Annotated in this window: 12 protein-coding genes; 4 read left to right on the forward strand and 8 right to left on the reverse strand. The window is 43.5% G+C overall.

Going from position 1 to position 15716, the window contains the following annotated elements; translation table 11 throughout:
• Positions 1-41 precede the first annotated feature (41 nt).
• From CXF69_RS01810 to CXF69_RS01825, 4 genes are all read right to left on the reverse strand, one after another.
• Positions 42-1382: a ribonuclease D gene (locus tag CXF69_RS01810; RefSeq protein ID WP_227511144.1), complete on the reverse strand. Its 1341-nt coding sequence runs from the start codon at positions 1380-1382 to the stop codon at positions 42-44.
• 135 nt (positions 1383-1517) lie between these two features.
• The gene (gene recR, locus CXF69_RS01815; protein WP_057760773.1) at positions 1518-2111 is read right to left on the reverse strand and encodes a recombination mediator RecR; all 594 of its coding nucleotides are present in this window, start codon (positions 2109-2111) and stop codon (positions 1518-1520) included.
• A 117-nt stretch (positions 2112-2228) separates the two neighbouring features.
• Entirely contained in the window at positions 2229-2558 is a 330-nt protein-coding gene (locus CXF69_RS01820; RefSeq protein WP_045445429.1) for a YbaB/EbfC family nucleoid-associated protein, read from the reverse strand.
• 125 nt (positions 2559-2683) lie between these two features.
• Positions 2684-3958 carry an O-succinylhomoserine sulfhydrylase gene (locus CXF69_RS01825; RefSeq protein ID WP_101205701.1) on the reverse strand — a complete coding sequence of 425 codons (1275 nt, stop codon included), beginning with the start codon at positions 3956-3958 and terminating at the stop codon, positions 2684-2686.
• A gap of 446 nt (positions 3959-4404) precedes the next feature.
• Between CXF69_RS01825 and CXF69_RS01830 the strand changes: the two genes are divergently transcribed.
• The 3 genes from CXF69_RS01830 (at position 4405) to dusA (ending at position 8681) form a co-directional block, all read left to right on the forward strand.
• Complete coding sequence (locus tag CXF69_RS01830; protein WP_102078287.1) at positions 4405-6039, forward strand: phospholipase D family protein; 1635 nt, start codon at positions 4405-4407, stop codon at positions 6037-6039.
• Between the two features lie 222 nt (positions 6040-6261).
• Positions 6262-7566, forward strand: a complete 1305-nt coding sequence (locus tag CXF69_RS01835; RefSeq protein ID WP_101205703.1) for an MFS transporter — start codon at positions 6262-6264, stop codon at positions 7564-7566.
• Positions 7567-7697: 131 nt separating this feature from the next.
• Positions 7698-8681 carry a tRNA dihydrouridine(20/20a) synthase DusA gene (gene dusA, locus CXF69_RS01840; RefSeq protein ID WP_101205704.1) on the forward strand — a complete coding sequence of 328 codons (984 nt, stop codon included), beginning with the start codon at positions 7698-7700 and terminating at the stop codon, positions 8679-8681.
• Between the two features lie 66 nt (positions 8682-8747).
• On the opposite strand, the gene CXF69_RS01845 is transcribed toward dusA, so the two are convergent.
• The 4 genes from CXF69_RS01845 to CXF69_RS01860 all read right to left on the reverse strand — a co-directional run bounded on the left by CXF69_RS01845 (position 8748) and on the right by CXF69_RS01860 (position 14889).
• Positions 8748-9536 carry a CPBP family intramembrane glutamic endopeptidase gene (locus tag CXF69_RS01845; RefSeq protein ID WP_227522945.1) on the reverse strand — a complete coding sequence of 263 codons (789 nt, stop codon included), beginning with the start codon at positions 9534-9536 and terminating at the stop codon, positions 8748-8750.
• Positions 9537-9605: 69 nt separating this feature from the next.
• Positions 9606-10496 (reverse strand): alpha/beta fold hydrolase, encoded by an 891-nt coding sequence (locus tag CXF69_RS01850; RefSeq protein WP_101205705.1) that lies wholly within the window; start codon positions 10494-10496, stop codon positions 9606-9608.
• Positions 10497-10650: 154 nt separating this feature from the next.
• Positions 10651-11706 carry a signal peptide peptidase SppA gene (gene sppA, locus CXF69_RS01855; RefSeq protein ID WP_101205706.1) on the reverse strand — a complete coding sequence of 352 codons (1056 nt, stop codon included), beginning with the start codon at positions 11704-11706 and terminating at the stop codon, positions 10651-10653.
• Between the two features lie 264 nt (positions 11707-11970).
• Positions 11971-14889 (reverse strand): ComEC/Rec2 family competence protein, encoded by a 2919-nt coding sequence (locus CXF69_RS01860; protein WP_227522946.1) that lies wholly within the window; start codon positions 14887-14889, stop codon positions 11971-11973.
• A gap of 245 nt (positions 14890-15134) precedes the next feature.
• On the opposite strand from CXF69_RS01860, the gene CXF69_RS01865 reads away from it, so the two are divergent.
• Complete coding sequence (locus CXF69_RS01865; protein WP_227522947.1) at positions 15135-15710, forward strand: DUF2062 domain-containing protein; 576 nt, start codon at positions 15135-15137, stop codon at positions 15708-15710.
• Positions 15711-15716 lie beyond the last annotated feature (6 nt).

Raw genomic sequence — 15716 nt, forward strand, 5'->3', positions numbered from 1 at the left:
GAATATTTGAGTGTCAGTTTTCAGTCTTATTAAACGCTGTTTTATTGAACACGAATACCCATGCCCTGCTGCAGTTCAGTTTTATGCTTTTTGATGACTGGAATTAAGGTTTTAATAACCCAGTCGTTACGCCAACCTTTTAGCCCTTGTGGCAGTTCGCTCACATCTTTATCAAGAGCAACCACTTCATACAATTGCCCTAGCCATTTTTTACGCATCAATACACTGGCAGGTATACCGATTTCGCGCGCATGCTCATCAATCGCTTGCTGCACTGCTTTTGATAATACTTTATTTTTTGAGCGATATGGTGGCACTAGACATTCTGGATGCTCTGTAGGCGGTAGACTTTTGGCATCTCTGATTACTTTCAGCAGCTCTTCGCCATATAGTCGCAGCATACTACGGTGCATGGTTGTTTTATGTGCCAGCTCTCGCATGCTGTTTGGCTTTTCAGTGACAATCTCTCGTACTGCTTGTTTTTTTATCACAAAGGTACGCGGTTGATTGGTCGCACGAGCCAGCTCTTCTCGCCACGTAGCCACACCTTTGAGTATCGCCATTTGCTGCGAGTTATAGCGGTAATCTGCCATCGTTAAATACATCGCTTCATCTTCGACGTGCTGCGTGTCATACAAATCACTGGCATAGAGCTGACAGTCGGCCCAAACATAATCATACAACCCTTGAGCCTTAAGCGCATGTTCGATACTGAGATATAGCGCTGGCAAATAACGCACATCGTCGATGGCATATTGCTCTTGCTCATCTGTCAACGGACGCTGGAGCCAATCAGACTGACTATGTTCTTTATCGATATGCATATCTAGCTGATCGGCCAGTGCCTGCTGATACCCCATTTGCAATTGACCCGTTAGATAAGACAATGCAATTTGCGTATCGAAGATATTGGTCAACGGTGGGCAGCCAGACAACAGATAAAAAATGCCCAAATCTTCGCCGCAAGCATGCCAGATAGCCACATCTACTTTGCGTAGCGCTTCCCACAGTTCAGCCATTTGTAACTGGGGTGCATCCAGCAAATAAACATGATCGCCAGTATTTAATTGCACAAGTGCCAAGCGCGGATAATAAGTGTCACGCTTGATAAACTCAGTATCTAAGGCTACGCGTCCGCAAGTCGCTAAGGCATCGATAACCTCATCTAAATCGCCTTGCTTACGTACCCAAGTAATAGCAACGTCATCGGCAATATCCAACAGTGCATCAATATCTAGCACCTCAGCATCTGGAGTATTAGTAGCTGACTCAGATGAAGTGGCTGCTGACATTGGCTCAATATTAGCGGGTTCTTGTAATGAGCCATCATTGATATCAGAAGCATTTGATTGAGCTGAGGCGTTTGAAACGTTATTGGACACGGGCAGATACCTGCATTAATAGGAGAAAATAAAACGCTAAACCGCGCCTTAATAAAATTAAAAGATAAACAATAATAAAGTAATTATAGCAATTCCAAGAAATGAATTGGGTAAGACTTTGAAGCAATCAAAACATTATAAAAAAGAACGATTTTGCATGGCTTGACCAAGCGTCATACTATCCAGATACTCAAGCTCGCCGCCCATCGGCACACCTTGTGCTAAACGCGTCACTTTATTGACATGACGACTGACAGCTTCACTAATAAAGTGCGCAGTAGTCTGCCCTTCGACAGTCGTACCTGTTGCCAGTATCAGCTCTTCGACAGGTTCTTGCTTCACTCGCCATACCAGCTGATCGATATTTAAGTCGTCTGCGCTGACACCGTCAATTGGTGATAGATGCCCGCCCAACACAAAATAACGACCACGGTAACCAGCTGTCTGCTCAATCGCCATCACATCTGCTGCTGTCTCGACCACGCATAGCAGACTGTCATCACGTCTAACATCTTGGCAAAGCGGACATACAGCCTCATCACTAAAGCTATGACAACGCTGACATTCAACAATATCACGCATGGCTTCATCTAGTGCTTGGGCGAGTGCCATGCCTTGTGGGCGTTTTTTACTGAGCAGATGTAGCGCCATTCGTTGGGCACTTTTTTGACCGACGCCTGGCAATATACGCAGCTGTTTGACCAGCTGATCAAATTTGGCTGTAAGCAAAGTAGCTTCCTTTAGTTGACTTTATCTAACTGAATTTATAAATCGTAGCTATAAAAATGGGGTCGTATCGTATCGATAACAACCCCATTTTTGTCTTTAGTATGAAATATTTAATGCTTAAAACATGCCTTGCATACCTGGTGGCAGACCCATACCTGAAGTCGCGCCAGCCATCGTTTCTTCATATAGTGCATCTGCTTGACGAACCGCATCATTAATAGCAGCAGCGATAAGATCTTCAATCATATCTGGCTCATCTTCTAGCAGACTTGGATCAATAGTCAAACGCTTAACCACATGACGACCAGTCATCGTTACTTTAACTAAGCCACTGCCCGCTTCTGCTTGTACTTCTTTATTAGCAAGTTCTTTCTTAGCGTTTTCAACGTTTGCTTCTACTTTCTTTTGCATCGTTTGTGCTTGTTGCATCAATGCTTGAATGTTCATAGTTGCCTCTTTTGTTATTTATGTTTTGTTATTTATGGTTTGTATTTTATGCTAGTGCGTATAGTAATGAATAATTAACAACGTAAAGTTAATGCAATGCGTTAGTGCAGATTATACCGTTATCTTTACAAACTGTCTAAACCACGTGCCAAGTCTTTGATAATATCTTCTACATCTTCCAGACCAACCGATAGACGAATCAGACCGTCTTTGACACCAGCTTCGGCACGAGCCTCAGCAGTTAGACGGAAATGCGTGGTGGTTGCAGGATGAGTAATCGTGGTTTTGGCATCGCCCAAGTTATTGGTGATAGAGACCATTTGTGTTGAATCAATCACATGCCACGCCGCTTCTTTGGTATCACGGCTATCAGATGCCTTGACTTCAAAACCCATGATAGCACCATAGCCATCTTTCATATGATGCTGACGTGTGGCAAGCTCGTGTGCAGGATGATCACTCAAGCCTGAAAAGTGTACGGTACTGACATTAGGATGATTGACCAAAAATTCTGCCACTTGATTGGCATTTTGGCAATGCGCTTGCATACGTAATTTGAGTGTCTCAAGCCCTTTGGTAAATACCCAAGCGTTAAATGGGCTCATACTAATACCGCCTGAACGTACCACGGTAAAGGCTTCTTGCATGAGCTTGTCGCTACCAACTAGCGCACCGCCAAGTACTCGACCTTGACCATCTAAATATTTAGTTGCAGAGTGAATGACCACATCCGCACCCAAGTCTAGCGGGCGCTGCAATGCTGGCGTTGCAAAGCAGTTGTCAACGACGAGTAATATGTCATTGGCTTTACATAGCTGACTCAAATAACCGATATCACAAATCTGCGCCAATGGATTACTTGGGCTTTCGCAATAAATCACCTTGGTATTTGGTTGAACCGCATTGGCCCATGCCTCATTGTCGAAGCAATCCACGTAGCTGACTTCAACACCAAACTTGGCCATATAGTTGTTGAATAGACCGATAGATGAGCCAAATAACTGGTTGGCCGCTAGCAAATGGTCACCCGCTTTTAGGTATGCCAAGCACATGGTCAAAATAGCGCCCATACCAGAGGCCGTCGCAACCGCGCGTTCACCGTTTTCTAATGCAGCCAAGCGACGCTCAAAAGTACGTACACTTGGATTAGTATGGCGAGAGTAAACATTGCCTGTTTTTGTACCGTCAAAATGAGCAGCGGCATCAGCGGCTGAACGATAAACGTAAGAGCTGGTGGTAAAAATAGGCTCTGAATGCTCGCCTTCGTCTGTACGATGTTGACCTGCCCGCACTGCGATGGTCTGCATGCCATAATCAAGCCCTAAATCTAAGGCATCGTTGCGCCAGTTTGGATCTAACTTGTTCAAACTATTCTCATCATGGTTTTGCGACTGACTCATAAACGTTCCGTTACTTTGGTTGGTATTTTATTGATTAGTATTTTATTGGTTGGTCTTTTAATTGAAATAAAATGACTGCTTATTCTTCTGATTATCGACCGAATTCATCAGCGTTATCATATCATGTCGACTTATTCCGCACAGCTGGTTTCAAATGGCCACTAAATATTATTTTCGAATACCAAACATGTATCAATTTTAATGCTTAAAATCTGCCACATATATAATTAAACACTACTTAAAAAACAATGATTTCGTGCGCTAAATCTAACAAAAATAACGTATTTATAATAGGCAGATATCACAACAGCTGCTAAGCTTAGCGACGATTTAGATTTTGCCACATGTAATACAACAACAGTCTGGTAGTTCATCTAAAAAGAGTGCTTTCAACACTTAGAATCATTATTTATCAGTACATTTAGGCTCATTAAGGTAAATTCGTTATGTCGATGTTCAGTATAGAACCAAGCAGCTTATCGTTGAGCCTAACCCTAGGACTGACTTTAGGTCTTAGCGCTTGCCAGAGTTTGCCCAAGCAGCCACATTTACCGGAAAGCCAAGCACTATCAGCGCGTGTAGAGGCGCTATATTCAGATAAGCAAACGACGCAAGGTGAGCCGATTAAGACCAGCAGTACTGATTTGGTCTCTGCTATTAGTGCGCAGAACGATATTCATCCTGACTTGTCTGGTTATCACCCAATCGTAACCGGAGCGAATGCTTTTGCTGCTCGTAGCATCTTGACAGATATGGCCACGCGCAATATTGATGCACAGTACTATATTTGGCATAACGATCAGGCTGGCCAGCTTCTATTAAAAGACTTATGGGACGCAGCTGAACGCGGCGTGATCGTGCGCTTATTGTTAGATGATTTTAATAATAGTGCCAAGTTTGACCAGCATTTATTACGTTTTGCTAGCCATCCTAACATTGCGGTGCGCATCATCAACCCTTTGATGCATCGTAAGTTTCCGACGTTGAACTATGTGACTGGTTTGCCGCGTATTAATCGCCGCATGCACAATAAGAGCATGACCTTTGATAAGCAGATTACTATCATCGGCGGGCGTAACATCGGCAACGAATACCTTAGTAATGACCAAAGCAGCCAGTTTGCAGATTTGGATGTCTTACTGATTGGTAAAGTCGTCACAGATATTGATAACAGTTTTTATGACTATTGGTCATCGCCTTTATCATTTGATATCGAGACCTTAGCAAAATTTGATGATGACGTCACGCCTGATTTTTTAAAGGCATTAGACAAGCTGGGTATAGATGAGGAAAATAACGAAGGCAGTAGCTTGACGGTTTATAAAGCCGCCATCAAAGACTCGACGATAGACACTGATCTGATCAACAAACGCGTGCCGTTTCGTTGGACAGACATGCAGTTTTTGAGTGACGATGTTGGCAAGCTGTCCAAAAGCGTCTCATCTGAGACCAACTTAGTGCATCAACTGCGTAACTTGCTTGGTAGCCCAACTAAGAAATTGACGATTATTTCTTCTTATTTTGTACCGACCAAAGATGGGGTCGATACTTTGGTGAAGCTCGCCGAATCTGGCGTTGATATCAAAATATTAACCAACTCATTTGATGCAACCGACGTGACCGCTGTTCATTCTGGTTATAGTCAATGGCGCCCTAGCCTGCTGCGGTCAGGCGTAAAAATATACGAGCTAAAATCAACGGCAGCTGAAGAAAAACGTGACAATAAACTCTGGCGTGCACGCAGTCAGTCATCAACCAGCCTACATGCAAAAACGTTTGCGGTAGACGACTATCAAGTGTTTATCGGCTCCTACAACGTTGACCCTCGCTCTGCCAATATCAATACTGAAATGGGTGTCATCATCAATGATGATGAGTTGGCAAGACAGCTGCACGGGGCGCTGAGTGATGATTTACTAAACCAAGCTTATGAAGTTAAGCTGCTAGACAACGGTAGCTTGGAGTGGCACACCATGGAAGATGGCAAAGAAGTCGTTTACGAGTCAGAGCCACGGGTCGATATGAGTGATCATATCTGGCTTACTATTATGTCTTGGTTACCCATTGACTGGCTACTGTAATATGTAAACTCTTTTCTAAATAGTCCCTAAAATTGCAGGATGTGCAGTTTTGCTTTTGTTAAAAGCCAAATCCTGTAATCAAAGTTCTTATTACAATACACAAAATTACTGTTTCGGCGAATCATTGTTTATATACTTTGATTTGCCGGTTTTTATCATGGCCGATTATCTAAACGATGATCGTCTTAATGACCACTTTACTCCGTGGATGCGTGATCTATTATGCCGACTCGTTCTCAATACGCCCTGATGTCTAAAAAAGACAAAAATACAGTCATATTCGTAAGCTTTATCAGCGCTGTAATCTTTTTTGATTTCTTGATTTATTTGTACATTGCAGACATTGTCTCAGCTGCTATTTTCCCCGCTAATAACGATCCTACGGTTGCTAAGCTGCAAGGAATGGGGCTGTTTGTCATTGGTTACTTGGCTCGGCCATTTGGTGGTATTCTGTTCGGGCGTTATGGTGATCTCAAAGGTCGAAAGCCGACCTTTTTCCTGAGCATAATCGTTACGGCAGGTAGCTTGCTCGCAATGGCGTGTCTGCCTACTTATGCGCAGTGGGGTGCGCTTGCACCTGCGTTATTCATATTGCTGAGAATCATACAAGGTATGGCATTTGGTCTTTACGCACCGCTATCTTGGGTATTTGTGGCGGAGCATGTCCCTCGGCAGTATTTGTCAGTGGCTTGTAGCTACGTTACGGCTAGCTTTTTGGTAGGTGTACTGTTCTCTAATGCGTTTTTTCTGTGGCTGACTGACTTTATGACCACCGTACAGCTGACTGATTATGGCTGGCGTTTGCCGTTTTTTGTTGGCGCCTTACTAACCTGTCTGCCATTGTTGGTATGGCGATTGGTTAAAGAAACTCCGTTTTTCTTGGCGTTAGATAAGCCAAAAACTGGTAAGAATCTAGGTAGACCATTTACGGTATTATTCAAGCGCTGCAAACACTCTATCTTTGTCAGTATGGTACTGACTATAGTGATATCTAGTATCACCTCTGTCATTGTCCTACTACTGCCAGAACTAATAGAAATCAACTTTACTTTAGACAGTGATTTGTTTAGCTTTTCTCATAGCTTGGGCATCGTATTTATGATTCTTGGCTGTGTCTTTTATGGGATTATCTCAACCCATGAGAACTTTGGTAAAATTTTGGTCGTTGGCTCTGTTCTACTTATCGCTCAAACACTGGCGTTCTTTTATCATCTGCAGGCGGGTGGCGACTATATATTGATTATGTATGCGCTTTTGGGATTCTGTGCTGGTATTGTCGGTATGGTTCCTGCTATCTTGGTGCAATTGTTTCCAACCAACGTGCGTCTCACAGGTATCTCTTTTTGTTATAATGTGACCTACGGTATCGTTGGTGTACTGATACCTTTTGGTCTTGGTTATGCCACAACTTTAGTAAGCTTTTCACCAGCACTATACATTGCCTTTATTGGCTTTATCGGTATTATCATGGGGCTGTATTTTTATAATTTGCCCGAATTCAAAAAGATTGACCACGTTATTGTATAAGTAAGATAGTCAATCGCCGCTTCGCATAACGCTTGAAGCTCTAGAAAATCTTGAAAATAAGGTGCAATGGGATATCTCATCCATTGCACCTTATCCATTATTTAAGACACAGATATTAAGGCTTGATAACCATGGTTGATATGACCAACAAACGCCTCTCAGTTGCGCCAATGATTGATTGGACAACGACAGACTATCGTTATTTTGCACGACTATTTAACCCGCACACGTACCTGTATACCGAAATGATTAGCACCGGTGCATTGATACACGGTAACCGCGCACGGCACCTACGCTTTGACACACTTGAGCATCCACTGGTATTGCAGCTTGGCGGAGCAGATATCAGTGAGATGACACAATGCGCCGAATTTGCTCAGCAATACGGCTATGATGAAGTCAATATCAATGTTGGTTGCCCTTCTGATCGTGTGCAACACAACAAGATAGGTGCCTGTCTAATGGCAGAGCCAAAAACGGTGGCTGACTTGGTCAAGCACATGCAAGCTGCAGTCGATATCCCCGTGACGGTCAAACACCGTATCGGTATCGATGATTTTGACAGTTACGAGTTTATGGTAGATTTTGTGCAGACTGTTGCAGCAGCTGGCTGTACGCGTTTTATCGTTCATGCGCGTACCGCATGGCTACAAGGGCTGAGTCCTAAGCAAAACCGCGAGATACCACCGCTACGCTACGAGGATGTCTATCGTCTAAAACAAGACTTTCCTGAACTCGATATCGAGATCAATGGCGGTATTGATACCATTGAAGACATAAAAATGCATTTGCAACATATCGATGGCGTGATGATTGGTCGGGCGTTTTATCACAACCCGTATCTATTAGCAGAAGCCAATAGCTTATGGAACGAGGCAGCACCCGACGCGATACCTAAGCGCTCAGAGATTTTAGAGCAGCTCTACCCTTATCTACAAGAACAAATCGCCAAAGGCGAAGCACTACCTACGATGACACGACATTATCTAGGATTGTTTCAAGGGTTGATGGGTGCACGCAAATGGCGGCAAGCATTGAGCGGCAAACCTCAGCTAACGCTCGATGACATTAAACGAGCAGCCGATGAAGTATTATTGTTAAATCCTGACGCATAGCTAAATGCTGATATAACTGGCTTGATAGAATTCACATGCTAGCCATTGTCGTGGCTAGCATGTTATCTACGCCGCTTGCGCAAGATACTGCCACATCGCTGCGCCATTATTAACGATATGTAGTACGATTGGCAGTAATAGCGACCCTGACTTGATACGTGCATAACAAAATATGAATGCCAAAACCACAATAGTACTGATTTCATAAATGCCATACTGCACATGGATAGTGGCAAATATCAAACTGGTCACGATACTTGCTACTATCGCACCGTGATGCACAGAGTATGACGGTGCGGTGAACTGCTCTTTGATGGCTGACCATAATATGCCACGAAAAACCACTTCTTCGTAAATAGGTGCAACCACGACCATTGCAAAGACCAGCAGCCACACTGAACTAACAGACTGATACAACGGATCTACAAATACCAGCGGCGTCATGTCCAGCATATAAGTCAGCGCCTGACTGACTATCATAAATATCAACAGCAATCCTAGCATGCCCATACCTACCGTAAATGAAAACGGCTTTAATGCTAAATACTGTCGCCATTCCCCGCCTTTTATACGAATAATGAGAACACTGGTTGTCATCAGCAGCACGCAGCCTATGAGTATTGATAAGCTCACGACTGTTCCATCGTTACTGCCAAAAAAGAAGATATCGCCCATCGAAGCATTTTTGGTCGCAGGTAATACCAGCTTGCCAGCGCTATAGACGCCTACCAATTGACTGATAAAAAACGTAAGCACCATCCCTACCGTCAGCATAAATGTACCAACGCGTGAAAATAACGGCGGACGCTCAGGCGAGGTTGCGATATCTGGTAAAGCTATCACGTTTTTTGGCATATATATGTCACTTAAAAAATACGCTGTCAGCTTGTATTAGACACAAGCCTACATAACGATGCGTTGCTTTTATTTTGATAGTTGCCGCTTAATCAGTTCGAGTACCTGCTGCGATACAGACTCTGGGTGCTCAAGTGGGAACATATGGCCACCCTCATGAGTCTCATAAGGGATACCCAAGCGCGACTTTATCTGTTGGGGAAACCGACGTTTTAAAAAGATACTGTCTTGACCGATAATCAAGGTAACAGGCACTTTGGGGCCACGATTCGGTGCCAACCAATACCAAGAAGGATTGGTACGGAATACTTCCACTTCACTAGCTTTAGGAATGGCCAGTGTCACTTTACCATCCGCGCGCTCATGCAAGCCATGATCGATATATCCTTGGAAGCTGCGCTCATCAAAGTTTTTGAAAAATCCTTTGTGCCGCATTTTTTCGTACGCTTCTGCTCGGCTGTCCCACACATCACGGCGATGCTTAGAGATACCCGCTGGTGACAATTTATCCATCAAACGCTTACTCGTTAGAGGCAATTTATCTACTGTCTTTGCCAAATGCCATAACAAGCTAACTTTGCCATAGATCCAAGGCGGATCCATAAGCACTACTTGAGCAAACAGCTTAGGCTCACGGTACGCTGCTTGCAATGTACACATGGCGCCAAGTGAGTGCCCCACGCCCACCACCTGACTGACGCTATGCTTCTCGCAGGCGGTTTTTACGCTATCGATCACCTGCTGTGTCAGACTGCGCCAATGATTATCCACTGGATAATCGGGCGTATCACCCAACATGGCAATATATTCAATCGTAAAAAATGCGGACAATCCTGCAAAAAACGGCTCATAGACAGCACTTGGCATGCCATTGGCATGGGCAAAATGTAATACAGGCTTTTTTGTTATCTTGGAGACAGGTAGCGCAGCAAAGGTCTGCAAATTGATTTCATCACTCATAATAGGCTCTCGTGGGATGGTTTATATATTATTTTTAATAATTCAACTGTATTTCATATTAAGGTAGTTTTTAGCACTATATACAATTAAGGCTGAGCATAATTATATGCTCAGCCCCAACAATCATACACAGTATATCTAAAATATTAAACGCTTAACGCATTTTTGCATTACCTTCTTCTTGGGGCAAAAACCCATCAAGACTCACGCTAGAGCCAATACCTGCACCTAATTTCACTGCAAAACGGTCCATAAACATTTGGAACGGATCAGTTGGGCTATAGCTAATGATAGTATCAAGATCTAGTTGCTTACTTAGACTTGTGATACTACCTGTTTTGTCTGTTAGGCCTAGCTCAATAGACTGCTCACCTGTCCAGAATAACCCTGAGAACAGTTTGTTTTGTTCAGGATTTTTCAAGCGATCACCGCGGCCTTCTTTGACGGCATTGATGAAATGCTTGTGCGTATTAGCAAGCACACCTTCGACATGTTTTTCTTCGTAGTCAGTCAATGGACGCGACAAACTCAAGATGTCTTTGTACTCACCCGCAGTGATAGTACGATCTTCTACGCCGACCTTGTCCATTAGGCCTTTGACATTGTAACTTGGCATAATGACACCGATAGAGCCGACCAGACTTGAAGGATTGACATAAATCTCATCTGCGGCAGACGCAATATAATAAGCACCTGACGCACCGATATCACCAATCACCGCATAAAGCTTTTTGTCTGGGTACTCTTGGCGTAAGTCCATCATGGTCTGCCAAATCTCATCAGACTGTACCGGTGAACCGCCAGGTGAATTGATATCTAAGGCCACTGCTTTTGAGTTACTGTTTGCAAAAGCGTCTCTCAAGGCTTCATTGACATCATATGCATTAGCCACATCGTCATTACTGATGACGCCTTGCAGCTCAACCACTGCTAAATGTGGATCGCTAGTATCGACTGCGTCCATACCTGTTGGCGCGCTACTGCAACCACGACCAAGGGTCAAAAATATCAATAAGATATAACCAAAGGTCAATAGTTTAAAAAAGATACTCCAGCGACGAGCGCGGCGCTGCTCAACCACACTCGCTAATAACGTGTTTTCCAGCACCTTCCATTCTTGTCCACTTGGCGGGCTTGGTTGCTGCAGTTGCGTTGGCTGATTTGCCGAGTTATCAGGACGTTTGTTAGGGTCTGGTGGCCAGTTGGGCATATAACTTCCTAAGTTAGAAACAATCTAAAACAATGAAATGAGGTTGTCGAGAAATACAGCTAGAACAGTGGTGTATACCTGACTGATACTGTCTCACAGTATCTGTGACCTGTATTAATAGGCTGCTAAGTATGGTGGTATTTCGATAATGGTTCAATAGTATAACTGTGAAATATCACTATATTGTAACACTGATAATATAAGCCTTATTTTTGAGGGTTAGTAGTTTCGGCATTGGGAGTGCTATCAATGTTATTTAGCGATTTAGTTGTTTAGCAATAATGCCGCGTCTAAGGGTTTATTATCATAGGTTATAACTTCATCGACTCTTTGACGACTTATGGCATCAGCTGTAATTTGCGAGGTACTATGACCAAGCCAACGTGTATTTTTGAATAGCATGTCATCATTATTCGATTCAACTGAACATAGTAATGACCACATTTGCCAAACGCGTTGATGAGTAGCAGTATCTAGAATCAAACGCGACTGGGAAGACGCTGACTGTTTGCTAGTTAAATGATTGGCGACTATGTGTGCTTGAGGGCTAACAGGTGAATTGGCAGGTAACGAATTGAGTGGATCTGCCGCATTGTATCTCAGAACTCGTATAGGCAGATTAGTATCAAGAGCAATCGTACAGTCCCAAACGCTGGTATCACCTATCTCGGTCCAACCAGTGATGGCTTGTACTGACAACTCATCATTGGCCGACTGCCATATTTTGCCTTGCTCACAACGCTGAGTGCTGATAGTAGGCGTATCTACAGACTGCTTAACTGTTTTATAGGCTTGCTGAAATGTAGACCAACGATCAGAGCGTCCTGCTTGCCAATATTGGCTAATGGCTAACCGGTCATTTAATTGAGCAACAATCATCGGTAGTAATTCAGAATTTTTGGTATTAGCAATATTCTTATCGTCAGGAATTAATGTATCAGTCAGGCCGACACTGCTACTCTGCACGACAATGCTCTCTAACTTATTGACAGATAAACGGCCCAGTTGCTGCTTTAAATTTTCAGATAAATTGTCTGCTGTCAGGCTGCTTGGCATCGTTCGTGTAGAGGCTGGTCTATGATCAGCTAAGAACAACCAATTGGTACTGTCTTCATTGACGGTAGGATATTGTAGCAATGCCGCCGTTATATACGAATCACCTGTCGGCAAAATATATAGGGTCGGCATCGTGACAAATGACTGCTGATTGGCATACACCGTCATCATCAGCAACGTTAATGGTGGCAACGTCAACCAACGGCTGAGTAAACCTCGTGGTAGCAGCAAAGGCAATGCACTTAGCAAAGCCATCGATAGTATCGCGATATTAACTGGTGTATAGAGCCACGCATCTGAGAGCGCTGGCAATGACGTCAGCCAACTCATCAAATCGTGAAGGTTACCAACTATCGTACTAATAACCATCCAGAGAATATCAGCGATACTCGGCACCAAAAGATAACACAGCCCGGCTAATAAATTGAGCGGTACAATCACCCAACCAAATAGCCCGATAGCAAATAAATTGATGAAAAGGCCCCATAACGATGCCTTACCAAATAGAAGCAACGTAACGGGTAATAAAGTAAGAAACAGCCAAAACTGTAATTTAAACACATGCTTGACCATTCGCCAAACACGGTTAGATAGCGCGTTATTGATATGAGTACGTGGCTTACTATCGTGTACAGTCGTTGCAGCAGTAGTCTGATGCTGATACGACGTATCGTCATACTTGAGTAATAACGCCACTGCAATAAAAGATAGCCAGTAACCTGCCTGCCACAATACGTAAGGGTCATGCCAGGCCATCAACACAGCCAGTGCCAATAGCACGCGCGTCGTACTAATAGGAAGCAATGTTAGTCTGATAAATCCAATCGCCAATAACATCCAAGCCGTACGAGCAGCAGGTACGTCAAAACCAGTAAATAGCGCATAAATAAAAGCAGCACCAATCATTACCCACCAGCGCACTTGCCAACGCGGAATACGACGATAAATCGCTGAATAATTACGATCAAACAGCAGTACAACTATGCCTGCCAATACAATAGCCAAAAACAGTACGTGCGTGCCTGAAATAGCGAGCAGATGTGAGATACCCGCCAGTTGATATAAGTCCTTAGTATCACGATTAATCAAGCTACGATCACCCGTGAGAAGACTTAATGTCACGGCTTTTGCTTGTTGCTCTGCTGTCGTTTGTGCTGACCAGTCTTGATAGAAATGCTGTCGTAATCGCCAACGCCCCTGATCGATACGAGTACGAAAGCGCTGAAGATATGAATCAGAGTCTAGCGACTGCTTCGAATATTTTTTATCGCTGATTTCATTGCTAATTTCGCTACTATTTACCAATGTAGGGCTAACGGCCAAAATATTTGCAACGCCATCAATATGCCGACCTCGTAACCAGCGATAACTGTCAAAGCCAGTAGGGTTATTGACTGCTTGCTCAGAAGTAGCTAACGGCGCCAGTGCTAGGCTCATGAATATCTCATCACCGGGCTGCAAATCGTTTAAGGATGTAAGCTGATTATCATTTTCAGACTTTCTTGGATAGGCGTTAAGTAAGACTCGGTGTTCGCTGACTCTGATATTAACTTCATTGGAACTAACATCGTAATTGCTGCTTAGGCTATTTTTATTCACCTCTAAGTAGTCGGATGTTTTGGTTGCTAACTCTTGGGGCGTTAGCGCAACGGCCAATGGAGCGATGTTCGTTATCACTACTACTTGTCTATAACCGCTGTCTGTAGTGGCATCATAAACACTGTCGCTCAACCCTTCGATACGCACGAGTGCTTGTACTCGTATTGGAGCGGTAATTTCAGTGGTTTCTGCTTGTTGATGAGTAACCAAAGCTTGCAGTGCGCTGCCTATCACTAACGCAGTCGCTAACAAAGCTAAGACCAAGTGTCTAATAATACGGAAAGGAAGTTTAGTATGGCGAGATGTGTTGTTAGAGGTATTGCTATCAGCGTTGTGGCTGTCTATCGAGGGTATGTTAAATTGAGCAGAAGCCAACAGAAACTTAGCAAATACAATAAGCGCCAAAGACAGATTGGACGGATCAATCATATCTAGCAAAGATAAGTCGGTTGGCATTATCACATTATCTGCGACTGCCAATACGCCCATCATAACTATAATTATGAGACTACCAATCAACCAGTACACCAGCACTCCTTGCTTGATGACTTAAATATTATTCGGCCAAATATGGTTACTTACTATAGCAAATGACACGCGATGCAATAGCATTTATATTTATATTACCCTATACTGAGGTAACGTATTAGGTGGTAACTATCTGACACCACCATTCTGTGTGTTCTAACCTTTATCCTACTCACCATATATTACTTTATACCAGATTCTCAATACCATTGAGTAGACTGTAGTTAATGATTAAAGGCGATCCTGTGCCCCAAAAACGTCTAAAAGACCTACTTCCTACACCAGAGAAAATCTTAGAAAGTCGCACTTTAAAGCTGTTTGCACCGCACTTGGCTGATCCAAGGTTATGGCATTTCAATCGACACAGCCTAAATAAGGCCGTCTATATCGGTGTACTAAGTGCATTTTTTCCGCTGCCAGGACAGATGTTACTGGCACTTATTGGCTCGCTTATTTTTCGTGCCAATGTTCCTATGGCGCTTGGTTTGACATGGATTACCAACCCAGTCACTAGCTTGCCCATCTTTTATGCTGGATACTATATCGGCGCAAAAATCATTGATGCACCTGTGATTAGCTTGCGATTCATCGGTAGAATGATTGCTGATTTTAGCTTATGGGCATTATCAAACGGCGCCAATCCGTTCATTACTTATCGCGGTACAGTATCACTTGCTGCATTTTGTATCGGGCTAACGATTTTAGCCGTAGTCACCAGTCTTATTTGCGGTTTGGCATTTAAGGCCATTTGGCGTTATAAGACCGTGGCGAGCTGGCAGAAACGTCAGCAAAAACCTTCTGATGAATCTGACAAATTATAAGGCAAT

Origin of the sequence: Psychrobacter sp. Choline-02u-9 (assembly GCF_002836505.1) — a bacterium.
In the GTDB taxonomy this organism is placed as follows: domain Bacteria; phylum Pseudomonadota; class Gammaproteobacteria; order Pseudomonadales; family Moraxellaceae; genus Psychrobacter.

What these genes read in the sequence shown, in the direction of transcription:
- CXF69_RS01835 (WP_101205703.1), top strand. Translation starts at nt 6,262, where the DNA reads ATGCCGACTCGTTCTCAATACGCCCTGATGTCTAAAAAAGACAAAAAT.
- CXF69_RS01850 (WP_101205705.1), bottom strand. Translation starts at nt 10,496, where the DNA reads ATGAGTGATGAAATCAATTTGCAGACCTTTGCTGCGCTACCTGTCTCC.
- sppA (WP_101205706.1), bottom strand. Translation starts at nt 11,706, where the DNA reads ATGCCCAACTGGCCACCAGACCCTAACAAACGTCCTGATAACTCGGCA.
- dusA (WP_101205704.1), top strand. Translation starts at nt 7,698, where the DNA reads ATGGTTGATATGACCAACAAACGCCTCTCAGTTGCGCCAATGATTGAT.
- CXF69_RS01820 (WP_045445429.1), bottom strand. Translation starts at nt 2,558, where the DNA reads ATGAACATTCAAGCATTGATGCAACAAGCACAAACGATGCAAAAGAAA.
- CXF69_RS01845 (WP_227522945.1), bottom strand. Translation starts at nt 9,536, where the DNA reads ATGCCAAAAAACGTGATAGCTTTACCAGATATCGCAACCTCGCCTGAG.
- CXF69_RS01830 (WP_102078287.1), top strand. Translation starts at nt 4,405, where the DNA reads ATGTCGATGTTCAGTATAGAACCAAGCAGCTTATCGTTGAGCCTAACC.
- CXF69_RS01825 (WP_101205701.1), bottom strand. Translation starts at nt 3,958, where the DNA reads ATGAGTCAGTCGCAAAACCATGATGAGAATAGTTTGAACAAGTTAGAT.